Source organism: Prosthecochloris marina (assembly GCF_003182595.1).
Taxonomy (GTDB): Bacteria; Bacteroidota; Chlorobiia; order Chlorobiales; family Chlorobiaceae; genus Prosthecochloris; species Prosthecochloris marina.
The window spans coordinates 234,515-258,664 of the sequence record NZ_PDNZ01000002.1 but is presented as its reverse complement, the minus strand read 5'-3'; the positions used below and the strand labels follow the sequence as shown (position 1 = coordinate 258,664).

Annotated in this window: 16 protein-coding genes; 11 read left to right on the top strand and 5 right to left on the bottom strand. The window is 47.0% G+C overall.

Translation table 11 applies throughout. The annotated features are described in order from the left end of the window. The first annotated feature begins 307 nt into the window (after nucleotides 1–307). Nucleotides 308–6,277, top strand: a complete 5,970-nt coding sequence (locus CR164_RS03260; RefSeq protein ID WP_110022493.1) for a DUF3320 domain-containing protein — start codon at nucleotides 308–310, stop codon at nucleotides 6,275–6,277. A 78-nt stretch (nucleotides 6,278–6,355) separates the two neighbouring features. On the opposite strand, the gene CR164_RS03255 is transcribed toward CR164_RS03260, so the two are convergent. From CR164_RS03255 to CR164_RS03245, 3 genes are all read right to left on the bottom strand, one after another. After that, nucleotides 6,356–7,528: a Fic family protein gene (locus CR164_RS03255; protein WP_110022492.1), complete on the bottom strand. Its 1,173-nt coding sequence runs from the start codon at nucleotides 7,526–7,528 to the stop codon at nucleotides 6,356–6,358. Nucleotides 7,529–7,920: 392 nt separating this feature from the next. Further along, complete coding sequence (gene bchJ, locus CR164_RS03250; protein WP_110022491.1) at nucleotides 7,921–8,493, bottom strand: bacteriochlorophyll 4-vinyl reductase; 573 nt, start codon at nucleotides 8,491–8,493, stop codon at nucleotides 7,921–7,923. Between the two features lie 98 nt (nucleotides 8,494–8,591). Next, complete coding sequence (locus CR164_RS03245; protein ID WP_110022490.1) at nucleotides 8,592–10,292, bottom strand: Ig-like domain-containing protein; 1,701 nt, start codon at nucleotides 10,290–10,292, stop codon at nucleotides 8,592–8,594. 121 nt (nucleotides 10,293–10,413) lie between these two features. Between CR164_RS03245 and CR164_RS03240 the strand changes: the two genes are divergently transcribed. From CR164_RS03240 to CR164_RS03195, 10 genes are all read left to right on the top strand, one after another. Beyond that, on the top strand, nucleotides 10,414–11,892 hold the full coding sequence (locus CR164_RS03240) for a starch synthase (protein WP_110022489.1): 1,479 nt from the start codon (nucleotides 10,414–10,416) through the stop codon (nucleotides 11,890–11,892). A gap of 7 nt (nucleotides 11,893–11,899) precedes the next feature. Then, complete coding sequence (locus CR164_RS03235) at nucleotides 11,900–12,490, top strand: D-glycero-alpha-D-manno-heptose-1,7-bisphosphate 7-phosphatase (protein ID WP_110022488.1); 591 nt, start codon at nucleotides 11,900–11,902, stop codon at nucleotides 12,488–12,490. A gap of 78 nt (nucleotides 12,491–12,568) precedes the next feature. Next, the gene (hemW, locus tag CR164_RS03230) at nucleotides 12,569–13,732 is read left to right on the top strand and encodes a radical SAM family heme chaperone HemW (protein WP_239994449.1); all 1,164 of its coding nucleotides are present in this window, start codon (nucleotides 12,569–12,571) and stop codon (nucleotides 13,730–13,732) included. A gap of 64 nt (nucleotides 13,733–13,796) precedes the next feature. After that, nucleotides 13,797–16,439 (top strand): glycosyltransferase family 117 protein, encoded by a 2,643-nt coding sequence (locus CR164_RS03225; RefSeq protein WP_110022487.1) that lies wholly within the window; start codon nucleotides 13,797–13,799, stop codon nucleotides 16,437–16,439. An 11-nt stretch (nucleotides 16,440–16,450) separates the two neighbouring features. Further along, nucleotides 16,451–17,248, top strand: coding sequence for an acyl-ACP--UDP-N-acetylglucosamine O-acyltransferase (gene lpxA / locus CR164_RS03220; protein WP_110022486.1), 798 nt, complete (start codon nucleotides 16,451–16,453; stop codon nucleotides 17,246–17,248). Nucleotides 17,249–17,286: 38 nt separating this feature from the next. Beyond that, the gene (locus CR164_RS03215; RefSeq protein WP_110022485.1) at nucleotides 17,287–18,279 is read left to right on the top strand and encodes an ROK family protein; all 993 of its coding nucleotides are present in this window, start codon (nucleotides 17,287–17,289) and stop codon (nucleotides 18,277–18,279) included. Next, nucleotides 18,245–18,976 (top strand): ComF family protein, encoded by a 732-nt coding sequence (locus CR164_RS03210; RefSeq protein ID WP_161953473.1) that lies wholly within the window; start codon nucleotides 18,245–18,247, stop codon nucleotides 18,974–18,976. The genes CR164_RS03215 and CR164_RS03210 overlap by 35 nt, the downstream gene beginning before the upstream one ends. 16 nt (nucleotides 18,977–18,992) lie before the next feature. Further along, entirely contained in the window at nucleotides 18,993–19,739 is a 747-nt protein-coding gene (locus CR164_RS03205) for a 16S rRNA (uracil(1498)-N(3))-methyltransferase (protein WP_110022682.1), read from the top strand. A 38-nt stretch (nucleotides 19,740–19,777) separates the two neighbouring features. Further along, nucleotides 19,778–20,884, top strand: coding sequence for an AI-2E family transporter (locus CR164_RS03200; protein WP_110022483.1), 1,107 nt, complete (start codon nucleotides 19,778–19,780; stop codon nucleotides 20,882–20,884). Between the two features lie 108 nt (nucleotides 20,885–20,992). Beyond that, nucleotides 20,993–21,928 carry a D-alanyl-D-alanine carboxypeptidase family protein gene (locus CR164_RS03195; protein WP_110022482.1) on the top strand — a complete coding sequence of 312 codons (936 nt, stop codon included), beginning with the start codon at nucleotides 20,993–20,995 and terminating at the stop codon, nucleotides 21,926–21,928. Between the two features lie 119 nt (nucleotides 21,929–22,047). Here the strand turns inward: CR164_RS03195 and CR164_RS03190 are convergent, their stop codons facing one another. Continuing rightward, nucleotides 22,048–22,473 carry a nucleoside-diphosphate kinase gene (locus CR164_RS03190; protein WP_110022481.1) on the bottom strand — a complete coding sequence of 142 codons (426 nt, stop codon included), beginning with the start codon at nucleotides 22,471–22,473 and terminating at the stop codon, nucleotides 22,048–22,050. A 132-nt stretch (nucleotides 22,474–22,605) separates the two neighbouring features. Then, a complete protein-coding gene (locus CR164_RS03185; RefSeq protein WP_110022480.1) occupies nucleotides 22,606–23,937 on the bottom strand; it encodes a hemolysin family protein in 1,332 nt (443 codons plus the stop codon). Between the last annotated feature and the right edge of the window lie 213 nt (nucleotides 23,938–24,150).

Genomic DNA, 24,150 nt, shown 5'->3' with positions numbered 1-24,150 from the left:
TCGTTGATTTCCCTTAAAGTGGAAAATATCTTTGGCCATTGCGGAGCATTAAATAGTGGATTTCCGTGAGTTTTGGGATCATAAGCTTGACTCAAAAAAGGTTAAGAATTTTATAGACAGAATGGCTGAAGCGGTCTGAAAATGATTAATAATGACATTTCTTGAATTTTACGTCTCTGGTGATAATATTAATTTCATTAAGCGTTAAGAAATTATTACAGGTTGAGATGTAAAACGGTTACAGATTGAATTGTTTTAGGTAGGAGATATCTCGCAAGGCAGCATAACCAAAAAGATTAGACAAGCCATGACATTAAAGGCGCCTATATCGGTTACCATCTATAGTGAGATGGCGCCAAAGCTAAATTTTGCGTGTCATCAGAGTGCATTTGCTTTTCTAAGGGACTTACGGATAGAGAACAATGACCCGGAACTGGCTCTGGATAATGTTGTTGTAACGTTATCGTCAAATCCTTCTTTCCTTAAGCCAAAATCATGGCGGCTTGAACAGCTTGCTCCTTCAGGGATTGTTCATATAAAAGATCGGGATATCGAACTTGATGGAAATTTTCTTCTGCACCTTTCGGATTCCATACGTGGTAGCGTAACGATTACCGTTGAAAAGGACAGTTCGACACTATTAAAGGAAGAGAGTAAAACGGTTGAGTTACTGGCGTACAATGAATGGGGAGGGGCAGGATACATGCCTGAGCTTCTTGCAGCTTTCTCGATACCTAATGATCCTGCAGTTGATCGTGTGTTACGAGATGCCAGTCTTGTATTGCGAAAAGTTGGCAAGCCAGACGGCATTGACGGATACAAGTCAGGCAGTCGTCAGCGTGTTTGGGAGATTGCATCAGCAATTTATACGGCAGTCTGCAATCTTGGGATTAGTTATTCCCTTCCCCCATCGAGTTTTGAACAGAATGGTCAGAAGATCCGTTTGCCAGGACAGATCCTTGAAAATCGTGTGGCTACCTGTTTGGATACCTCAATGCTTTTTGCTTCAGCATTGGAACAGGCGGGCTTGAATCCAATTATTGCTTTGCCTAACGAGCATGCGGTCGCTGGGGTCTGGTTGCAACCAGAAGAACTTTCGACGATTGTCATTGACGAGGCTGAGACTTTACGAAAGCGTGTTCAGCTCAAAGAGTTGCTGCTGATCGAGACTACTTTTGTGACTTCGCATCCATCCCCGCCATTTTCTAAATCCGTAGCGGCTGCTAACGATATGTTTTTTCCTGAGAGAGACGGTTCGTTCAATGCGGCAATCGATATTCGCAAAGCCCGCGCTCATCGATTTACTCCTCTTGGGTTAAAAACCGGAAAGCCTTCGGATGAAACTGAATCAGAAAACGCTGGGAGCGTCGAACTCGCAATGGAGGATGCTCCAGTACTACCTGATTTCGACGACAACATCAATGAAGAAAAACCTGATACCCCTTCAGGGCGTCTTGATCGTTGGCAACGAAAATTGCTTGATTTAACGGCTCGCAATGCCTTGTTGAATCACAGGTCTTCAAAAACAAGCCTTCGCATTATTTGTCCGGAGCCAGGGTTTCTTGAAGACAAATTGGCCGAGGGAGCCAGAATTTCGATTCAAACAGTGCCGCGGCCTACAACTCTGGCCCAGGATGAAGAAATTCATCGTCAACGTACAGGAGAGGTGATTACCGAGGAATATGCTCGAAGTGTACTCGAGAAAAATCAGGTTTTGGTCGATTTGCCTGAGGCGGAGCTATCGGTAAGGGCAGTTGAAATTTACCGAAAAGCTCAAACAGCTTTGCAGGAAGGGGGGGCCAATACGCTTTATCTGGCCCTTGGTTTTTTACTATGGAAGCATAAGGAAAAGGATGATCGGCGATTCCGGGCACCGTTGATTCTTTTGCCGGTAACGCTGGAGAGAAAGTCTGTTCGAAGCGGTATAAAAATGCTGGCTCATGATGACGAACCTCGTTTCAATACCACTTTGCTGGAAATGCTAAGAAGAGATTTCGATATCGATATCCGTGGGTTGGATGGAGCCTTGCCTTTAGATGAGAGTGGTGTTGATGTAAATGGAATTTGGGACAGGATGCGCCGTGAAGTTAAGTGTGTCCCTGGTTTCGAGGTCATCGAAGATGTTGTCTTGGGGCATTTTTCTTTTGCCAAGTATCTCATGTGGAAAGATCTTGTTGATCGTACTGATGAATTACGCAAAAACCCAGTGGTCAGACATCTTATAGATACTCCGCGTGAAAATTATCCGAGTGATGTATCTTTTGTTGATGCTGCCCGCTTAGACCAAGATTTTAAACCTTCCGATATTCTTGCTCCTTTACCAGTGGATTCTTCACAAATGGCCGCAATCGCCAGTGCGGAACGTGGTAAAGACTTTATCATCATCGGTCCACCGGGTACAGGCAAAAGTCAGACTATTAGCAACATGATTGCTCATATGCTGGGCAAGGGTAAAACCGTTCTTTTTGTTTCGGAAAAGACAGCGGCTTTGGAAGTCGTTTATCGTCGACTCAAGGATATAGGGCTTGAGCGGTTCTGTCTGGAACTGCATTCTAATAAGTCCAGTAAGACCGATGTTCTTAAACAGCTTGATAATGCATGGGTTAGCTGCCAAAGCAAAGATGTCGGAAAATGGGAGAATGAAGCTGAACGGCTTCGAGCTTTGCGAGACCAGTTGAATTTTGTCGTAGATAGGCTTCATATTCGCCGTCGAAACGGTATGACTGCGTTTTATGCAATGGGGGTAAAGGTACGTGATGGTGAATTTGCTTCAAGAGTAAACTTTTCTTGGCCTTCAGCGGATCAGCATGACGAGGAAGAATTACAGTCTATGCATGAAGCTGTGGAGAAATTGTGTGTTCACCTGGCTGAGATTGGCGATGTGTCAAAAAATACATTGCAGTTGATAACGAAAGGAGATTGGTCGCCACAGTGGGAAAGTCAGGTGGTAGAACAATCTGGCCGACTTTCTGTTGCAGCCGATGCTGCAGAGCTTGCATGTAACGCACTTCTCGAAGTTCTCGGGATCACGGTTCCTGATCGAACTATGGCCCGTCTTGATGCCATTGCAAGCTTTGCAAAAATTTTATCAGAGTCTTATCGAAAGCAAGCCGCCTATGCGCTTGAAACTGATGCTGTTAATCGTATCGAGGCTCTTGAAGAAGCTGTCAGTCGCCTTAAAGCTTATGCTGATGCTCAGACAAAGCTGAGTTGTTCTTATGATCCTTTAGCATGGCGCAATCTCGATGGTAACGAGATTGCACGACGTTGGAAAGCTGCGAATGCTGCTATTTGGCCAAAGCGTATAATAGAGCGCAAAAGGCTGATCAAAGAAATGAAAGCAGGTGGTGCCCAAGGTGATCCCGATCCTGAGCGTGATGCAGTGATGCTGAAGCGGTTGCGGGAAGAAGGTGAAGCCATAGATCGTCTGGAAAAGATGCTTTCGGGTTTCAAGGATTGGCAGGGGTATGATACCAATTTTGATGCATTATCTGATTTGCAAAATCTTGGTCAAACAATTCGGATTGCAGTCAGTCGTTTGGTTGATGATGCTTCAACGCTTGCCGAACTTCGTGGTAAGATTCGAATATTGCTTAATGATGGAAACGATCTTCTCGCTCCTGATGCTACTGTAGGCCTCGCAGTGCATGAGTTTTTGAAGATGAATAGCGCATTACAGGATGCCTGTGATGATTTTGAGGCTATTGCTGGAAAAGCGATTCGTGATCATTTCTCAAAGACTGATAAGGCTTTGGAGGCCATTAGAGAAACTGCCGAGACGATCACACTTCGCCATACTGAGTTGCGTGACTGGTGTGCATGGCGTCGAAGCAGAACCGCTGCTTTGGATTTGGAGCTTGCACCTTTGGTTGAGGCGATTGAAAATGGTCGGGTTCCTGTCGACGAAATCGAAAAGACTTTTGAAGCTGCATATTGTGCCTGGTGGTCAAGCGCAGTAATTGGTGAAGATGAGATTTTGCGGACTTTTTCAACACCAGAACATACAGCGACGATTGAAAAATTTCGCACACTTGACCAACAGTTTCAGCGACTCACTGCCGATTACATTCTTGCAAAATTGTCTGGTAAGTTACCGGATTCGGATGAGGTGAGACGAAATTCATCTTGGGGTAATTTGCGCCGCGAAATCAAGAAAACAATTCGACATAAGCCAGTCCGGCAACTGCTCGACGAGATTCCTGATGTTCTGACTACGCTTGCGCCCTGCCTCATGATGTCACCACTTTCTGTTGCACAGTATCTGCCAGCTGGTCAAGAGCATTTTGATGTCGTGATATTCGATGAGGCCTCACAGATTACGGTTTGGGATGCAGTTGGAGCTTTGGCTCGGGGACGCCAAGTTATAGTCGCTGGTGATCCAAAACAGATGCCACCAACGAATTTTTTTGCTAGGACGGATGATGATTCTTATGGGGATATCGAAACTGAAAGTGATCTGGAAAGCATTCTTGACGAAATGTTGGGCGCAAGCATTCCGGAAAAATTACTGAATCTTCATTACCGTTCACGTCGAGAAAGTCTTATAGCTTTTTCTAACAGTCGCTACTATGACAATGAGCTGATTACTTTTCCAGCTCCAGTTCATCCCGATCTGGCGGTTAGTCTTAGACGACCTGAGGGATATTATGCTCGGGGCAAAGGACGTCACAATGAAGGTGAAGCAAGGGCAATCGTTTCAGAAATTTTGATGCGGCTTACTCATAGTGATGAGAACCTGAGGAAGCAGTCTATCGGCGTGGTGACATTCAACTCTGAGCAGCAGTCTCTCATCGAGAATATGCTTGACGCAGCTCGTTCCAAAAACCCTCATATCGAGTGGGCTTTTTCTAGCCAAAGTGTTTTAGAGCCTGTGTTCGTGAAGAACTTGGAGACAGTGCAGGGGGATGAACGTGATGTTATCCTGTTCAGTGTCACCTATGGTCCCGATCAGAGTGGTTATATCACGATGAATTTTGGTCCACTGAATCGGGATGGTGGTGAAAGGCGTTTGAATGTGGCCATGACAAGAGCTCGATCGGAAATGGTTGTTTTTTCAACGCTCTCCCCTGATCGTATCGATTTATCACGTACTCAGGCAAGGGCTGTTACTGATCTTAAGCATTTTCTTGAATATGCTGAACGAGGTCCCTCGGTGCTGGGAGCCGCTGTTTATGGCTCTATTCGGGATTTCGATTCGCCTTTTGAACTTGCTGTCGCTCGTGCATTACGTGATAAAGGGTGGAAAGTTCACCCTCAAGTTGGGGTTTCTGCTTACCGAATCGATTTGGGAATTGTGCATCCAGATGAGCCGGGCAGGTATCTTGCAGGTATCGAGTGTGACGGCGCCATGTATCACAGTTCAGCTTTCGCGAAGGAACGCGACAAAATTCGCCAGTCAGTTCTAGAGGGACTTGGCTGGAAACTATTGCGTATTTGGTCAACTGACTGGTGGACTTATCACGCAAAAGCTCTAAACGATCTTCACGATGAATTGAAAAATCTCTTGGAGGCTGATAGGCAAAAGAAGAAAGAGAAAGTGGTGTCTCAGACAGAAAACCGTTCCGATAAAAATGGCGACAATGATTCTCTAAAAGAAAATTATTCGGAGGATAACAGGAGAGCTATCACTGAGGAAGAAGCAATGAAAGAGGTGAATCATTCTGATTTTATTCCTCCACAAAGCGGCATGGTAGAGCGCAGACATACATCAGAAACAGCAATGCTTAATCAAGATTTGCAATCGGTTACTGATAAATCACCCGACAGACTCGATGAAGATGCCAAATGTATTTATAAGGTTGCTACTCTTGATGAAGAAATATACAGGCCAGAGCCGGAAATATTCTATTCTGATGAGTACAAGCCGCGTTTGATGAAAATGATCAATTATATAATCGACATTGAGAGCCCAATCCATGAACATGTTTTGATTCGGCGAATTGCTCGTCACCATGGATTTCATCGTGCCGGAAAGCAAATTCGTGACATTGTAATCAATTTAGCACGTCCGCGGAGTAATCAAACCAAGGAGCGTATTGGTCTTTTTTTTTGGCGAAAGGGAATCAGTGGTGAAGACTCTCTGCCAGCCCGATACGAAAATCGCAATGATGAGATGAGAAAAGTCGAGTATATCTGTAAAGAGGAAATACAGGCTATCAATTCTTTGCTTTCAATGGATGGTGATCCAGTAGAGTTTGCTCGACGTATCGGAATTGTCAGATTAAGTCAAAATGCGCGTAAAAGGTTGGTCGAGGTTTTTGAGTCTTCCAGCGATTAAAAAGAAATTTGAAAAATAATCGAGAGATCAATTTTTGTTTCCTATTCATGTTTTTTTGCCATATACATCATTGGACTTTTATTCCTTTTCAGGCAACTCCGTTCCTCTGTTCAGAATATCAAGATAGTTGCTATAGCTGTATATTCGGTTTCGTTTTTGGGCGGTCAGTTCGCTTACTATTCCAAGATGTTGAAGCTTTTTCAGTGACCTGTTGATTGTTGCAGGGGTAAAACCTGTTTTTTGTACAAGTGACGTGGACGTGGCAATCGGGTGTTCAATCAACGCCCGGTGCACTTCCAGTATCGAAGCGGCCGCTCTGCCAAGGCCTGTGATTTTTTCACGATCCTGATTGGAAACATTGACAAGCTGTTGTGCGGTTTCCACTGCCTGGGTTGCGGTTGCAATAACCGCATCGGCAAAGAAATCCAGCCAGGCTTCCCAATCTCCCTTGAACCGAACAGAATCGAGTAGCTCGTAATATGTTTTACGATGTGTTTTGAAGTAAAGGCTCAGGTAAAGTAATGGTTCATGCAAGACTTTTCTGTCACAGAGAAGCATTGTGATAAGGAGTCGCCCAAGTCGTCCGTTTCCATCAAGAAATGGGTGAATGGTCTCGAATTGTACATGGGCCAATGCGGCTTTGATGAGTACTGGAGTCGGCTCAGGTTTGTCATGCAAAAACAGTTCGAGTTTTCCCATGCACTCCATGACCATTTCGGGCGGAGGAGGAACAAAGGTGGCGTTGCCTGGTCGGGTTCCGCCAATCCAGTTCTGGCTTTTACGGAATTCGCCAGGAGTCTTTTCACTACCTCTTCCTTTTGCAAGAAGTATCGAGTGCACCTCTTTCATTAAACGCAGTGATAACGGGAAACCGCTTGCTAGCCGTTCCAGTCCATGGTTCAATGCCGCAATGTAATTGCTTACCTCTTGTACATCATCAAGAGGGACTCCGGGCTCCTGATCGAGCTCAAATATAAGGAGGTCGGAGAGGGATGACTGCGTTCCTTCTATCATCGAAGAAAGGACAGCTTCTTTTCTGACATACATATAAAGAAAAAGCGACGTGTCGGGCAGAAGTGTCGAGACGCTGTCCAATCGGCCAATGGCAAGGAGGGCTTGATCGAATTTACTGCGCAATTCAGCCGTCCATTCGAGAGGTGGGGTGGGAGGTAATGGATTCGGAACAAATGCTTCTACACTTTCACCTGAGGTTGTTGTTGTGATGTAGTGTCCCTGTAGAATGCGTTTCATGCTTATTGTAGAAAGTTAAAATAAGGATTACTCTTATTTTAAGTTAGTCGCTTATCTTAAAATAAGAGAGGCGTAATTATCTTACAAGCAAAATGATCCGAAGTGAACTTACAATAAGAATCATGCTTATTTTAGGTTCAGGCGTTATCCTAAAATAAGGATAAGGGGCTGTCTCAAAAGGACTGCTTCATGACAATCGGTCACCATGCATACGTATCAGGCAGAGAGTCATGCGTTCCCGTAAAATAGGTATTGGGATTTCATAGGGATGCGGCATCCATACATACTTTCATTGGAAGATGGATCCCCGGGTCAAGCCCGAGGATGACTACAGAAAGACTCTTTGTAGGTCTTCTAATGAGACTTCCTCTTGTCTGTTTCCCGGTGGGGTATCAGATATAACAGGTGTAGCGGCAGGTGATGTCGCCGCTTTCTCCGATGATCGAAGCGTCGATTTTCGTATTGGGGTTTACCAGTTCCTTGAGCAGTTTCGTGAACGTGCCGAGGTAGAAATTGCCGACAACCGGGATGGTCGGATGGGTTACCTTGACGGTGATGACCGGTTTTTTACCGGAGGTATAGCTGAAGTCACCGCTTCCGACAAAGGTCCAGGCATTCTTGCTGATGGCAAAGAGCAACAATTTGAATGCAAGGCTTGGTGGCAGGGGTTTGAGCAGTTTCTGGAAGAATCCCGGGATTCTCACTTTCAGCAGATAGGCCGCAGTGCGCTGGCCTGAATCTTTCAGCAGTTCCGCCAGAACACTGTTATCGAGGTCCTTGTCGAGGGAGGTGACAAGGGTGTGAAACGTTTTCTCCTCAACCATTTCCGACGGTAGGTTGCCGATAAGGTGCCCATGACCTGCAACCGTCAGGCGCGCGTCAGCTTCTGCCTTGCCGTATTTCGCTTCAAGGGCTGCGACGGTTTGAATGATAGAGTTGGGGCCAATTTTTGCAGGAGCTGTCATATGGGAAAAACAGTTTGGTTAGTAAATGATTGTGAGAAAATACATATAGTGGGCTAATTCTGAAACAAACTACCTCGTGAAATAAAAAGGGTCGCCCATTATCCGGATGTGGGTGGAAAGATGATGTTGATGTTTTCCGTATCCCATCCCTTTCGAACGGTTACCGTATCTCTATTGACGGTAAAGAGATCTGCAGGTTTGAACGGATGGATATTGCCCGGATCCCACGATAATTCGTTGTCTTGCTGGAGAGGGGAGCCCGGAATGAACGCTCTAAGAGTGTACTTCCCTGGGGCAAGCTGATGTATGGTGAAATCAGTTGGGCTGTCATCGTCACGCTGAACTACCGTTCTGCGGGGCAAGCGGTTTGTCGAATCGAGCGCTTCGACGACGACAGTTCCTGTTCCACCCGATACGGTTCCCTTGATCGTGCCGAAGTCTCCTGTATCCGCAACGGTAAAGAGAGACGATGCAAGTGAGTCGGCGGCTTGTTCTCCGTCGAGGCCGACGAGGGTAGCCAGTTGGATGTCAACGCGGTAGGTGGAACCATTATCGAATGACGGATTGGCCTGCAGCGTGTAGCGGCGGTTGTCTACCGGCGTGAGCGTGAAGGCGAGAGGAGAGAGGTTTTCTCCACTAACGAGGTGCAGCTTTGCTGCTTGCCTGAGTGATTCTTCTTCAACCGGTATATTGAAGGATATATCGACCGTTCTTCCCCGTTTTGGAAAAGTGGGGCTGAGAAATGCTGTTTTTTCATCGTTTTTTGGTGATAATCCGGTGAGTTCGACCGTTTCTTTTCTTTCTTTGTCTGTCCCCCTGCACATGGTCGATTTCAGATTCCCCTTATACGTGATCCGGTAACCTGACTTCCTGTTGAGTTTCCCGGTAACCACCCTGAACGTAATGGCTGATGTTGTATTTTGTGTGCTGTAGAATCCTTTAACCGGTAATTGCTTGTTGCTGACTGTGTCGATGATAGTCAGCGATGAAACGTCGAACTTCTCGACTGGAATGCTGCGGTTGAAGCTGATTTCAAGAAGGTTGCTCGCCGGTGCGGAGCAGTATACCGGTTGTGGAGTGAGCTGTGATTCGGCAAGCCTGATTATGTTGTCAAGAGTTCCTGTTTTGATCAGCTCCTCATGGCCTATTCCGAAAGGTTCGTTTTCAGGGTTCAACCGTTGGTCGCCGTTTTTGTCCTGCAAGGCAAGCAGCCGGTAGCTGCCCTCCGCAAGGTATTCAAAGATAAATTTTCCATCCCGTCCGGTTTGTACACTGTAGTCGGGTGTGCGATCAAGAGGATTGAAGGAAAGCGTATCGTTGTTTGTTACGGAGTAAGCAAGAACCAGCGCGCGAGGGAGTGGACGAGCGTCACTCGAAAAGACCTGGCCTCCTATGATTCCCCGGTTGATCTTCTCCCCGGTTGAAAACGCGTAGGTATAGCTTTGCTCGAGTTCGTTACCACGGCTGCTTCTCAATGATTTGTTGAGGGTGATCGTGTAGGTTTTGTTTTTGCCCAGTGGTTTCGTGAAGATTATTTCTGCATCGGTGCCACCGGCTTCAAGTGTATAGTCGGTGGTCGCGGGAGAAAAAACGATAGATTTTCTCAAAGACCAGGCAGGAACATAGCGATTGAAACTGAAAACGATCTTTTGAGGTGACGTATTGACGGAAGAGGAAGGCGGAGTCACCGAAATAATTTCAAGAGGTGCGGTATCCTTCGGTCCTCCGGTTGGGGGGCGATCAAGTGCACATGCCGTTAGGAAAAGGCTAAGTGCTAAAAGAAGTTGCAGCGGTTTCATGGAAAGAGATGTTGAAGCCCTGGCCCGGATTGTAAATCAGCGTATGAATTCGTAAATTAAAAAGCTAAGAAGTTCTATGAAAATATTTTGAGAAAAAAATAACAGATTGTTTACGATATAGATGACCAGAAGCACTTGCAAAGTTCTTTATGTGTCTGGTGAAATTTCTCCATTTGTACGGGTCAGTTCTCTCGCCGATTTCATGGCATCTTTTCCTCAAGCCATGGAAGATGAAGGTTGTGAGGCACGCATAATGATGCCAAAATACGGTGTGATCAACGATCGCAAATTTCGCCTTCACGATGTCTTGCGACTTTCAGATATCAAAGTACCCCTGAAAGACAAGACTGACTTGCTTCACGTAAAGGTTACGGCTCTTCCGTCCAGCAAAATACAGACTTATTTTCTCTATAACGAAAAATATTTCAAGCGTAACGGCCTTTTTACGGACATGGCCCAGGGTGATAATTTCAAGGGTAGTGCCGAAAGGGTGATTTTCTTTAATATCGGTATTCTTGAAACCCTGCAAAGACTCGGTTGGAAGCCAGATATCATTCATTTTCATGACTGGTATGCGAGTCTTGTTCCTTTGTTGCTGAAAACAGTTTATGCCGATAACGCTTTTTTCAAAGGGATTAAAACGGTTCTTACCCTTCATAACGTACACTCTCAGGGTGTTTTTCCAGTCAAACCGTTCAAAAAACTGCTGCCTGAAGCTATGATTGAGGGGCTGCATGCTGAAGGCGATGATGCGGTAAACATGCTTTTTACAGGAATTGAACACGCTGATAGAGTTGCTACTACCTCCGGTCGTTATGCCGAGCTTATCAGCAATGATGTGGATGCAGCTCACGGCGTCGATAAAATTCTGGCGTTGCGCGGCAATCATCTGGAAGGAATAATCAACGGGCTCGATACAAAACAGTGGAACCCGTCTTCGGACAAGCTCATCAAAAAAAAGTTCGATGTCGAGCGGCTCGAAGAGAAGCTTGAAAATAAGAAATATCTGCATCAAGAGCTGAAGCTTTCTTTCGATGAGGATGCACCCCTGATTGGCGCCATGGTAAATTTTGACCGTTTTCAGGGGATCGAGCTCGTGGTCGATGCCATCGAGAATCTCATGCAGCTTGATCTCCGGTTGGTTATTTCCGGTACTGGGGATAAGAATATTCAGAACAAACTGCAGGACCTTGCAACAAGGTACCACGGTAAGCTCGGGCTTAATTTTGAATTTACCGATGCATTTTTTCATCAGATAATGGCTTCTGCCGATATGTTGCTTATGCCCGGGAAGCTGGAGTCATGCGGTATGATGCAGTTTTTCGCGATGCGATACGGAACGTTACCGATTATTTATGCCGGTTCCGGCAGTGCCGAGACCATCGATGAGGTAGACCAGCAGCATGATGGTTCCGGTTTTGCATTCCATGAGTACACTCCTGAAGCGTTGACCAAAACGGTGGAAGCGGCACTTTCGATATATGGTGACAAGGAGCGTTGGGCCAGGCTTGTGACGGATAGCATGGAAAGGGAAATGACCTGGAAGGACTCGGCGGAAAAGTATAATCAGATCTACCGCGGTCTGCTTGAACGTGTATAGGAGTAGAGTGAGAAAGGTAAAGGTGTTGTTTCTCGACCGGGATGGCACGATCAACCGCGATATAGGCACCTACGTTACCACGAGAGAGCAGTTTCAACTCATTGAAGGAACGGAAGCTGCGATTGCCCTTGCCAGGCAGGCAGGCTATCAGATTGTCATTGTAACCAATCAGGCCGGCATTGCTAAAGGTATTGTCACTTCCGAGCAGGTTGAAGATATTCATCGTTACCTCAATGAATTGCTTGCTGTGAGTGGCGCTGCTTTTGACCGCAGCTATTATTGTCCTACGCACCCGGACTATCCGAATCCCGAGTATGATCGTTTCGCTTGGTGCAGGAAACCTGAAACCGGTATGGTTGACCGGGCGGTTGCCGATTATCTTGCCTCAGGGTTTGAAGTGGACAGATCACAATCGTTTTTTATCGGTGATAAAACCGTTGATGTTGAATGCGGATTGCGTGCAGGGCTTCGTTCCATTCTCGTCAGAACCGGTCATGGCGAGGAGGAGTTATGTCGTGAACGAGGAATTGAGCCTGAATTCGTAGCCGATAATCTCTTTCAGGCAATAACTGAGCATATACTCTTGAATGCCTGTTGATTTGTTTTTTTATTGAACTGTTGCGTTTGTTTCGGGCATATCCTTTTTGTCGAAAAGCGGGTCGATGCGGTGGTGACGATGGTTGATCAGGATGATAGTATGACGAGGCTACATTGCTATGTACATGTTCCTTTCTGCCGTGAACGGTGCAGTTACTGTGATTTTTTCCTTGTAACCAGACAGGATCTTCTAGGGCGCTTTTTTTCGGCGCTTCATTCGGAAACCTCGGAACGTCTTGCTGCTCTGCGAGAAAGTACCGTTCACTCCATTCATTTCGGAGGAGGAACTCCCTCTTTAGTTCCTGTTGTCTATCTGGAGAACTGGCTCGAAGCACTGTCGCGACATGTTTCGTTGAGTGATGACGCGGAAATTACCCTTGAAGCCAACCCCGAGGATCTTACCAATGAAAAACTTTATGAACTTGCGGCCTTGGGTGTCAATCGGCTCAGTATCGGAGTTCAGTCTTTCATTCCTGAAAAGCTAAGGGCGTTGGGTCGTTTGCACACGGCTGAAGAGGCTTTGCGTGTGACGGATATGGCACTGGACCTGATCGGTAACGTCAGTGTCGACCTTATCTGCGGCGTCGAAGGAGAGTCGCCGGATATTTGGGCGCAGGACCTCGATACCGCTATTTCCAGCGGTGTGCCGCATGTGTCCGTTTACATGCTTACCCTCGAAAAGAAGACCAGGCTTGAAAGTTTCGTAAGAAAGGGACTTGTTACTCTTCCTGATGAAGGTGCTCAGGCCCTCATGTATATGATGGCTTGTGAACGGCTCGATGCTGAAGGGTTCGAGCATTATGAAGTTTCGAATTTTTCAAAACCGGGGTTCTTTTCCCGTTATAATCTGGGATGCTGGCAAAGGGAATCGTATCTTGGTTTCGGCCCTTCCGCGCACAGTTTTCTTGTTTCAGGGGACCATGAGTTGCGAAGCGCGAACGCAAGCAGTCTGATCCGCTACATGTCGTCTCCACGTGAAGCACAGGAGTATCGTGAAATGCTTTCACGGGAGGAGCGGGCCGATGAAAAGGTTTTTCTTTCTCTGAGGCTTTCTTCCGGGCTCGAACTTGTGCATTTGATGCAATATCATGAAGGTAACGATGCGGTACTGGAAAATGTGGATCGGCTAAAAAAACAGGGGTTGATCGAATTTCGGAATGGTGTGATAAAGGTTTCTCGCAAGGGGTTCTTGTTTGCCGACAAGGTGGCCGAGGAGTTGCTGCCGGTTCGGATGCGGGATTGAAGTTTTCGCCCTCGCCGGTCTTTTTTGACTGTTAACTTTTGACTTTTCTTTTTCTCTGTTGAATATGGATCACAAAACGGTACACCGCGGCATAGCCGTAACGCTGTTTCTCTTGGCCGAAGCTGTTTATCTGATGACCATGGCTCCCACGCTCTCTTTCTGGGACTGTGGTGAATTTATCGCAACATCGTATACTCTCGGGGTTCCCCATCCTCCGGGTGCCCCTCTTTTTCTCCTGGTTGGCAGGTTGTTTTCCATGGTCCCTTTTTTCGAGGATATCGGGGCCAGAGTCAATCTTTTGAGCACGTTATCGGCCTCGGCAACCGTCATGCTTACCTACCTGATTATTTTTCAATTGATTACCGTCTACCGCAAGAGCGACCCCCGTTCATGGGATGATTCTGGACGGCTCTCGGCCTATGGTGCTGCTCTGGTGGGAGCTCTTGCTCTTGCTTTTTCCGACAGTTTCTGGTTCAATGCGGTTGAAACGGAAGTCTACGCGCCTTCGCTCTTTTTTACCGCACTTGTTGTCTGGTTTATCCTGCGATGGTTTGGAGAGGAGTCTCAAGAGGGAAACGAACGTTGGCTGATGGCCGCGATGTACGTCATCGGCCTGTCGATAGGGGTACACCTCTTGAGTCTTCTGGCCATTTTTGCCGTCATCATGGTGTACTACTATAAAAAATACGAGGTTACAGTTGCTTCGTTCCTGGTGATGGCGGTTGCAGCATCAGGGGCTTTTCTACTGGTTTATATCGGCATTATCAAGGGGGTGCCGATACTGATGCAGCAAGCTTCCTGGTGGGGGATAGCGATACTTCTCGGTGGGATCGTCTATGTCGTGTACGTTGCTCATATCAGAAAGTACAGGTTGCTGCATACGCTCAGTATGTCGTTGCTGCTGCTGATTGTCGGTTATACATCCTATGCACTCATCTATGTCCGTGCAAACGCTTCGCCATCCATAAACGAGAACAATCCTTCAACCGGTGAGGCTTTTTTTGCATACCTGAACCGTGAACAATATGGTGAGTTGCCGTTGTGGCCGAGACGATGGTCAGAAGAGCCGATCCACCGGTATTTTTACCAGCAATACGAGAACGATCTCGACTATTTTTTCCGTTACCAGTTGAGCCATATGTATCTCCGGTATTTCGGGTGGCAGTTTATCGGTCGTGAAGGTGATAGTGATGGGACTGATATCGAAAGGGCTGATATCGACTGGACACAACTCTGGGCATTGCCTTTCCTTGTCGGCGTTTTCGGGATGTTTTCACACTTCCACCGTGACTGGAAGATGGGATCGGTTGTGACCGCGCTGTTTATTCTCACCGGTGCGGCTCTTGTTATCTACCTCAACCAGGTTGAGCCTCAGCCAAGGGAACGGGATTACAGCTACACCGGCAGCTTTTTTGCGTTTGCCATCTGGATCGGTATAGGTGCGGAAAACCTCATCAGGCTGGTTCGTAACATTGCCGCTGATGCGCAGGAAAGGAATATACTTTCTATTGTCACGTTGGGTGCATTGCTGTTGGTGGTGGATGGCAGAATGCTCTATGCCAATTACGCGGTGCACGACCGTTCAGGAAACTACGTGCCCTGGGACTGGGCGTGGAACATGCTGCAGAGCTGCGAAAAGGACGCCATACTCTTTACCAACGGTGATAACGATACCTTTCCGCTCTGGTATCTGCAGGAGGTTGAAGGTATCAGGACTGATGTCCGGGTTGTCAATCTCAGCCTCGCCAATACCGGTTGGTATCTCGACCAGTTGAAGAACACCTCACCGCACGGAGCGAAAAAAATAGCGTTCAGCCTTAGCGATGAGGAGCTGAAAGGAATCAGCTTTGTTCCCGTGCAGCCGGTAGAGGTCGAGCTTCCTGCAGGTTCAGAAAAAGAGGCGCTTATCGGGGAATACCGTTCGGCGGACCTCGATGTTCCGGAAGGAGTTGTCGATACGCTTCGATGGCAGATTGAGCCGACTATTATCTATCGCGGGAGAGGGTTTCTAAGGCCACAGGACTTTGCCGTCTATCAAATTCTGATGAATAATTATGCAAAGCGTCCTATTTATTTTGCCATAACCGTCGGTCGTGATAATCTGCTCGGTATTGACAACTACCTTCGTCTCGACGGACTTGCCTATAAGGTAGTGCCGGTTGAAAGCAGTGAGGAGAGGGTCTTTGTCGGGACGCCAAAACTCTGGACGAATCTCTGCAGTGTTTTTCGTTACCGCAATCTCGACAATCCGGATGTGTTCATCGAGGAAACTTCCTTTAGGCTGAGCAAAAACTACAAGCCACTGTTTTCAAGTCTTGCAGCTGCTCTTGCCGAGGAACCCGGAAGAGAAATCAACGTCAGGCAGAGCGACGGAAAAACTCGCAGGGCCACCGGTAAGGAACTTGCTCTCGAAGCGCTGGATACATCGCAAGAAATGCTACCCCTCGAGCGTTTCAAAATGGACCCGGGGATTGCCGCATCCGTAGTTTCACTGTATGTTTCGCTAGGTGAAAAGGATAAAACGGATCGATATATTGTTTATCTTGAAAGGCTTGCAGGGGCTACCGCTTTGCGTGAAGATCCTCAGCTTCACTATATTCTTGCCCTTGCGTTACGTGAGGTTGGCCGAACCGGTGAATCCGCAGCAATTTTGGACAAGCTTTTCAAGGAGATTGATGAAAGCAAAATTGAATTACCGAATCAATAAAACAGCTATTGATGGAAAGTTGTATTCATTCGACAGCCGTTATCGGGTCGAAGGCTGAAATCGGCCAAGGAGTTATAATTGGCCCTTATGCGGTTATCGAGGATGACGTCGTAATCGGGGATAACACCGAAATCGGTCCCCATGCACAGATCGCCGACGGTGCACGATTAGGGAGAGATTGCAAGGTTTTTGCCGGTGCGGTCCTTTCCACCGTTCCTCAGGATTTGAAGTTCGAGGGTGAGAAAACATACCTCTATGTTGGTGACCGTACCGTTATCAGGGAGTATGTCACCCTGAACAGGGGAACCAGGGCAAACGGTAAAACGGTTGTTGGTTCTGATAATCTTATCATGGCCTATGTTCATGCCGGTCATGATTGCATTATAGGGAACCATGTTGTTATCGCTAACTCCGTCCAGTTCGGAGGCCATTGCGAGGTTGAAGATTACGCTGTTGTCGGTGGGCTTGCAGGAGTTCATCAGTTTGTGCGCATCGGAAAGTATGCCATGGTCGGTGGAATATCCAGGGCTTCTCTCGATGTGCCTCCTTACGTCATGGCTGGGGGGCATGAAAGCTTCCGTTTTGAAGGGTTGAATGTCGTTGGGCTCAAACGCAGAGGTTTTTCATCAGAGCAGATCGATACGATCAGGCGCGTTTACAGGATTATTTTCCAGTCGGGGATGCTGCTCGGCAATGCACTTGAAAAAGTCGAGACTGAGTTTGAACGGACGCCCGAGGTTGATGAGGTATTGCATTTTTTTGATACAAGTGCTGCAAAGAGGAAATATATCAGGCCGTTCAAATCCTGAGCAATCAGTTTGGATGAAAATGAGAAGGGGGGAAACATATGCCGCGTTGGGCGCTTGGGATAGATCTGGGAGGAACGGCGGTTAAACTTGCCGTGATTGACGAAAATGGCGATGTGTTGGATCATCAACGGCATCCAACACGGGTGAATGCCGGGCCGGAGGGTATTGTCGAGCATATTGCATCACTCGGGTTTTCGATGTACGATCGTTTCAAAAAAAGACTTGACGAAAATCTGTTTGCCGGAATCGGGCTTGGTGCCCCTGGAGCGGTGGATACCGTGAAAGGGACGTTAAGCTACCCGCCGAATTTGCCCGGGTGGGAGCGATATCCGCTGAAAAGCCAGCTGCAGAAGGTACTGTCGAATGAGTATTCCCTTGACAGCTCGCTTATCCTGGAAAATGATGCCAATATCGCTGCTTGTGGTGAGGCTGTGTTCGGTGCCGGGAAGGTGTTCGATGATTTTATGATGATTACTCTCGGTACCGGTGTTGGCAGTGGAATTATTCTTGACCGCAAACTCTATCGGGGACCGCGTGGTACCGCCGGTGAAATAGGGGCTTTGACCGTCGATTATGACAGCCAGAGTGTTCATGTAGGTATAAGGGGTTCGGTAGAAAGTCTTATCGGTAAAAAGCGTATTGTTTCCATGGGGATCGACATGTATCGTTGCAGTGAAAGGAACGTACAAGCCGAAACTTTTCATGGAAAGGATTTGTGTGATCTTTCACCGAGAACTCTTGAAAAAGCGGCTCATCATGGAGATGCTGTCGCTAAAGAGGTCTGGGAACGGGTCGGCAAGATACTTGGCATCGGGCTAGCAGGTGTTGTCGCGTTGATGGATATCCGTAAATTTGTTATCGGAGGGGGGATTTCCGGTGCAGGCGATCTGATTTTTTCTCCGGCATTCGAGCAGATGAAAGCGGCGACACTTCCATCGATGCATGAGGGGATGGAGATTGTGCCGGCTGCACTTGGCAACAAAGCAGGGGTCTACGGTGCGGCCGCTCGTTGTTTTTCTTTTATTGAATGAAAATGGCGCGATGCTTGACGAAGTGCTCCATCTTTTTTATCCTCGCGTTTGTGCAGGATGTAATGCGCTGCTTGACGAGGGTGAACGGGAGATCTGTCATGAATGTATCGTCTCTTTCGACAGGTTTTCAGATGCCGATGCTGCGGACCGCGCAGTGAAGCAAGTGTTCAGGCGCACATTCGCAGCAGACGATGGCCTTCAAAAAGCGTGGACTCTCTACCGGTTTCATAAAAACGACAGACTCCAGAAGGTTATTCATGCAATGAAGTACGAGGGAGTATATCGTCTCGGTAGTGTGCTTGGAGAGTTGCTCGCTGAAATGATCGGTGATTCGGTTATTGCTGCTCGTAGCGACTGTATTGTTCCCGTACCTCTTCACCAGTTGAAGGTGATCGAGCGAACCTACAATCAGTCTGAGCTTATAGCCCGTTCACTCGGGGTTGCCCTCGGAAAAGATGTTCGGGTTGATCTTGTGGCGCGAAAAAAATATACAAGATCTCAGGCGGGATTGTCGCCACGTGAAAGGCTGCGCAATGTAGAGAATGCTTTTACTTCTTCGGGCAATGCGGTTCCCGGGAATATTCTGCTTGTTGACGATGTGCTCACAACCGGATCGACAGTCGCTGCTGTCATGCGCTCCCTCAAATCTGCAGGAGCGTCGAATGTATCTCTTGCAACTATAGCGCTTGCTGTTTGAATCTCCCTACGTCGATATGGATCTTTTTTACACACCTTCTAACTGTATTGATCTTACAGGAGAAACTCTCCTTGTTGAAGGGGAAGAGTTTTTTCATATGACAAAAGTTCTCAGAAAAAAAGAGGGAGAAACAGTTCATCTTACTGATGGGGCCGGGCTGTCGATAAAAGCCGGTATTACGAAGATACACCGGGACGGCTTGACTGCAGCCATTATTTCAGTGGAACGAGTAGCTCCTCCGCCCACAAAAGTGACGGTTGCCATATCGCTTCTGAAATCAGCGCAGAGGTTTGATTTTTTCCTTGAAAAGGCTACCGAACTGGGTGTTGGTGGCATCATACCCATGGTAACCGACCGGACGGTTTCACTGCCGAAAGCCGAAAAAGTCGATAAAAAACTGCAGCGCTGGAAAAGGATTCTTGTTTCTGCATCACGTCAGACAAAAAGGTATCATCTTCCTGAAATCACCAAGCCGCTTTTGTTCAGCGATGTGCTGGGTCTCGAGGGGTATGATGTAAAGCTGATTCCTTACGAGTCATCTGATGCAATTCCAAAGGCATCATTTACAGGAAAAAATGTGTTGTTTATTGTTGGCGGTGAAGGTGGGTTTACTGAAGAAGAAATAAGGTGCGCCTGCAAGCGGGGCTTTCGTGAAATATCGTTCGGTCACTCGATTCTTCGTGCGGAAACAGCCGGCGTTTTCGCAGTTGCCTTGGTCCGTTCGCAAATTCTGGTGAATGGAACTCCGGGAGAGTGGCTGTGATGAGTGGCTGCGAATCATTTTTTTGACGGGATGGAATTATGCAAAAAACAATTCTCAACAATATCATACTCCTGCTCTTTGTTCTGGTGATTTCTGCGATTTTTGTGTCCATGGTTTACAATTTTCTCATGGTCATTCTGATTGCCGCGATTTTTTCCGGGCTTGCTATGCCGTTATATAGGTGGTATGAGCGCCTTTTCAAGGGAAAGAAGAGTCTGAGTGCCGCCATGACGCTTGTGACCATAGCGATCATACTGATATTTCCTTTACTTGCCCTGCTCGGTATCATTGCAGGGCAGGCGATCAAAGTGAGCCGTTCGGTCGGCCCCTGGATTGAGCAGCGTCTTGAAGAACCGGTAGCATTGCCTGACATTGTCGATTCACTTCCCTATTCCGAAACGATCATCGAGTACAGCGATGAAATTCTCCAGCGTCTGGGTGAACTGGTTGGTAAGATGAGTTCTTTTCTTTTCGAGAATATCTCTTCTTTTACCCTCTCGACCGTGCATACGCTTTTTATGATGTTCGTATTTTTTTACACCATGTTTTTTTTCCTTCGGGATGGTAGAATGTTCCTCGAAAAAATTCTCTATTACCTTCCTCTCAGTGAGCGCGATCAGTTCCGCATGCTCGATAAATTTACCTCGGTAACGGGAGCCACTATCAGAGGGACTTTTGTCATCGGTATTATTCAGGGAACCCTTGCCGGAATTGCTTTGGGGGTCGCCGGTATAGATAGTGCCGTATTTTGGGGAGCGGTTATGACAGTTCTGTCGATTATTCCGGTTATAGGATCAGGGCTTGTATGGGGACCTGCGGCTATTTTTCTCTATGCAACCGGAGAGTATATCGCCGCGACCGGTCTTTTGCTTTTTTGCGGTCTGCTTGTCAGCAGCATCGATAATGTTTTACGGCCCATTCTTGTCGGAAGAGACACCAAAATGCACGAACTCCTGATCTTTTTCGGTACTTTCGGCGGGCTTAGTCTTTTTGGTATTGCCGGGTTTATTGTCGGCCCTGTCATCGCCGCCCTGTTTATCACTGTCTGGGAGATTTACGGTGAGACCTTCAAGGAATATCTCAAGTCGCTGAAAAGTTCCGATCCCTGTAGTGATAAAGAGTCAAGTGAAGACATGCTGGAGTAAAAACGATATTGTCCGGCTTCGTTTGCTTTTGCTACATTGAATGAATTGATGAACTGTGCCGTTGTGACAATTGATAGATTTTGAAAATTGATGATGACGTGAAGGGCTATGAGGCAGTCTTTAACCGTGTTCGTTATTTCCTTTTTCTTCTTGGTTGCGGGTCTGTTGTTTGCAGCGTCGCCTTTTTCTTATGCGAAGCCGAGCCCTGCTGAACGGGACAGCCTGAATTTCGAGCAGGAAATCAACTCGTATATCCTCAAAGACATGAGCGCATCGAAAGTGCTCATGTCCAAAAATTCCAAAAAACGCATACAGCCGGCGAGTCTTACGAAAATATTGACCGCTATCATCGCGATTGAAAGTGGAAAGCTCGGCAACGTAGTCACAATTCCGGAAGAGGCGACAAATGTGGAACCAACCAAGGCCGGTTTTGATCCGGGAGAGAAAATCCGGCTTGTGGATCTGGTCAAGGCATCGATGGTCCGGTCAAGCAATGATGCTGCGTTTGCAATTGCGTACTACCTTGGGGGAAGCGTCAAAGGGTTCGCCGGTATAATGAACCGTAAGGCAAAGGAAATAGGAATGAAGCATTCACATTTCACCAATCCGGCTGGCTATGACCGGGATGTCTACGCCGGACATTACTCGACTGCAGATGATCTGCTTCTTCTTACCGAATATGCTATCGGCAATGAAATTTTCAACCGTGTCGTTGCGCTCGATTCTGTCTCGTTTTATGAACAGGAAACGAAGAAAAAGTACTTTCTCAAATCAAGTAACAAGCTTCTCGAAAACTATCCTTATGCCGTTGGCATCAAGACCGGTTATACTCTTAGGGCAGGAAGATGCCTCATTGCCAGAGCCAAAAGGGATAAAAAGGACATGGTTCTTGTTATGCTCAAAGCGGGGAAAAAACGTTGGGAGCTTGCAGAAAGGATGTTTGAACAGGCTTTTGCCGAGAGTCAAAAGAAGAAGGTTTCTTACCGCCAGGACGGGAGTGAGGATGTCCGGCCCCTGATACTTAAAGGCGGTGCGCTTCAGTGAAAAGTGACATTGCAGAAAAGAGATGCCGCCCCGTAAAACAGATGTTTGGTTTTCACGGGGCGGCATGACATTTTGCTATCGAACTATCGGTATACGAGCTCTTTGCCTGAGCAGCGTTATCAATTGTTCACTCGGACAGCGTCTTCGGTGGAGAAGAAGAATGAGGACTCGATTCGGGCGTTTTCGTCCGAATCGGAACCATGGACAATGTTTTCGCCTTTGCTGTCTGCATAGAGTTTACGGATGGTGCCTTCCGAAGCTTCTGCCGGGTCCGTTGCCCCGATAAGCTTGCGGAAATCTTCCACTGCATTTTCCTTTTCGAGAATCATCGGTACACACGGCCCGGAAGACATGAACTCAACAAGTTCCCCGTAAAATGGTCTTTCGCGGTGCACGGCATAAAATGCACCGGCTGTTTCTGTTGTCAGCTTTGTTTTTTTCATGGCGACAATACGAAACCCTGCACGTTCGATTTTATCGATTACTGCACCGATAAGCTGCTTGCGAACACAATCAGGTTTGAGAATTGTTAGTGTTCTTTCCATTGGAATGTCTGTTTAATTGTCTGGTTTAATGGATGTTGTGCTTCTACACCTGTGCGAAAATACGTAATGTCGGTTGAATATGAAAGAGTGAACTGTGCCGATGTTCACGAGTGCCTGATACTGGAGCCTGTTTTACGTTCTGGCATCGTTTTGCGCCCCGTGATCGAAGAGTACCAGAATTTTGCCGACTCGTTGCCCGTCCATTTTAATGACCTTGAAAAGCATGTTCTGCCACTCGAGGGTATCCATCACCGAAGGGACTTTTTCAAGCTTTGTCATAAGAAAGCCGCCCATGGTATCATAGCGGGGATCTTCTTCATCGAGGAAATTGTCTAGATCGAACTCTGCGATAAAGTCATCTACCGGAAGAAGCCCATCGATAATCCAGGTTCGCTGGCTTCTGCGCACTATTTTTTTAGTTCCTTCAAGATCATCTGCAGGAATATCTCCAACGATGCTTTCAAGCACGTCGGTAAGTGTAATGGCTCCTTGTACAAATCCCTGTTCGTCTATTACCAGAGCAAGGTGCGCTCTGTTTTCCTTGAAGAGTTCGAGTACCTGGAATGCAGGAACTGATTCAGGGACGAACAGCGGCGGTTTCATGGCGGTACGGATGGTCGCTTTGAGGTTGCCTGGTTTAAGCAACTGTTTGTTTACCAGATCGAGCGAGCGCACAACACCTCTGAGATTGTCAAGACTTCCTTCGGCAACGGGAAATCGCGAACGTCCGCTCGCTTGCATTTTGGAGATCAATTCCTCATCGGTGGTATTGAGGTCGAGCCATTCGATCTCGCTTTTCGGGGTCATCATGGAACTGGCTCGTTTGTCGCTCAACCGGAAAATTCTCGAGACCATCTCGTATTCCACGGATTCGAAAACTCCTTTCTTTGCACCTTGTTTTATCATCAGCATGACTTCTTCATCGCTCACGAGAGGCTTCTCAATATTTTTTATGCCGATGATTTTAAGAACGATATTTGTCGATCCGTTGATAAGGCTGACCACAGGTGCGCTTATCCGGCAGAGGATATCGATAACTCGTGCAATGTTAAGCGCTATCTGCTCAGGATGTTGCAGCGCGATTTTTTTTGGTGCAAGTTCACCGATGATCAGGGTGAAATAGGTGACACTCACGACAACCAGGCCAAGAGCCAGTTCCTCACTGTATGGTTCGAGGGGTTCGATGCCTGAAATGAGCTCCGAGACGGGACCAGAAAAGCTTACACCGCTGAATGCACCGGCAAGTGTACCGATGAGAGTAATGCCTACCTGTATGGCGGAGAGAAATTTACCGGGGTTGTCAAGCAGTTCGAGAACAAGAGAGGCTCGAGCTATGCCGGCTTCGCGCAGTTCATGTAGTTTAGTTTCCCTTGAAGAAATAATTGCAAATTCAGCCATCGAAAAGAAGCTGTTAGCTAAGATCAGGCCGAATAATATAAAGAGTTCTAATATGTCAGAATCCATATTGATGGCACGAAGGTGCCTGGGAATAAAAAGTCTAAAAGTTATGTGTTTACTGAATTGGGCAATTGTTGTCGAGCGTCCGGTTTGTGGTGCACTGCAAGGACAAATGCTCAATTACAGGTAAATGTATTGTAAATGTATCAATTAAAAAAGATAGGTAAAAAATCCCCAGTGGAAACATATTGTAAAGTCGACGACAACAGTCGTGTTGCT

Excerpts from the sequence above, each read along its gene's own strand:
- CR164_RS03260 (WP_110022493.1), top strand. The coding sequence starts at position 308 with ATGACATTAAAGGCGCCTATATCGGTTACCATCTATAGTGAGATGGCG.
- CR164_RS03255 (WP_110022492.1), bottom strand. The coding sequence starts at position 7,528 with ATGAAACGCATTCTACAGGGACACTACATCACAACAACAACCTCAGGT.
- bchJ (WP_110022491.1), bottom strand. The coding sequence starts at position 8,493 with ATGACAGCTCCTGCAAAAATTGGCCCCAACTCTATCATTCAAACCGTC.
- CR164_RS03245 (WP_110022490.1), bottom strand. The coding sequence starts at position 10,292 with ATGAAACCGCTGCAACTTCTTTTAGCACTTAGCCTTTTCCTAACGGCA.
- CR164_RS03240 (WP_110022489.1), top strand. The coding sequence starts at position 10,414 with ATGACCAGAAGCACTTGCAAAGTTCTTTATGTGTCTGGTGAAATTTCT.
- hemW (WP_239994449.1), top strand. The coding sequence starts at position 12,569 with ATGGTTGATCAGGATGATAGTATGACGAGGCTACATTGCTATGTACAT.
- CR164_RS03225 (WP_110022487.1), top strand. The coding sequence starts at position 13,797 with ATGGATCACAAAACGGTACACCGCGGCATAGCCGTAACGCTGTTTCTC.
- lpxA (WP_110022486.1), top strand. The coding sequence starts at position 16,451 with ATGGAAAGTTGTATTCATTCGACAGCCGTTATCGGGTCGAAGGCTGAA.
- CR164_RS03215 (WP_110022485.1), top strand. The coding sequence starts at position 17,287 with ATGCCGCGTTGGGCGCTTGGGATAGATCTGGGAGGAACGGCGGTTAAA.
- CR164_RS03205 (WP_110022682.1), top strand. The coding sequence starts at position 18,993 with ATGGATCTTTTTTACACACCTTCTAACTGTATTGATCTTACAGGAGAA.
- CR164_RS03200 (WP_110022483.1), top strand. The coding sequence starts at position 19,778 with ATGCAAAAAACAATTCTCAACAATATCATACTCCTGCTCTTTGTTCTG.
- CR164_RS03195 (WP_110022482.1), top strand. The coding sequence starts at position 20,993 with ATGAGGCAGTCTTTAACCGTGTTCGTTATTTCCTTTTTCTTCTTGGTT.
- CR164_RS03190 (WP_110022481.1), bottom strand. The coding sequence starts at position 22,473 with ATGGAAAGAACACTAACAATTCTCAAACCTGATTGTGTTCGCAAGCAG.
- CR164_RS03185 (WP_110022480.1), bottom strand. The coding sequence starts at position 23,937 with ATGGATTCTGACATATTAGAACTCTTTATATTATTCGGCCTGATCTTA.